The 403-nt window shown below is 66.0% G+C and carries 1 protein-coding gene; it reads right to left on the reverse strand.

The window, feature by feature from the left end:
• On the reverse strand, nucleotides 1-403 hold a 403-nt coding region (locus U858_RS0133320; protein WP_025141378.1), incomplete at both ends, for a tripartite tricarboxylate transporter substrate binding protein.

A 403-nucleotide genomic window follows, 5' to 3' on the forward strand; every position in this document is an offset into this window, starting at 1 on the left:
CTTGTACGGCACGTGCAGCACATTGGCGTGGCTGGCGTCGGCGAACATTTCCAGCGTCAGGTGCGGAATACTGCCGATGCCCGACGAACCGACGGCCACGGACTGCTTGTCGGCCTGCGAGCGCTTGACGAAATCGGCGGCGTCGGTGGCCGGGTTGGCCGGATTCACGACGAACACGGTGGCGTTGTTGACCACGCGCGACACGGGCGCGAAATCGCGCACCGGGTCATACGGCAAGTCCTTGTACAGCGCCGGGCTGATGGCGACCGCGCCCACGCTGGTCAGGAACAGCACCGAGCCATCGCCGGGCGCCTTGGCCACGTAGGCGGCGGCGATATTGCCGTTGGCGCCGGCCTTGTTTTCCACGATGACCTGCTGCTTGAGCTCTTTGCCCAGCTGCTCG

Origin of the sequence: Achromobacter sp. DH1f (assembly GCF_000633435.1) — a bacterium.
GTDB lineage: Bacteria > Pseudomonadota > Gammaproteobacteria > Burkholderiales > Burkholderiaceae_B > Achromobacter > Achromobacter deleyi.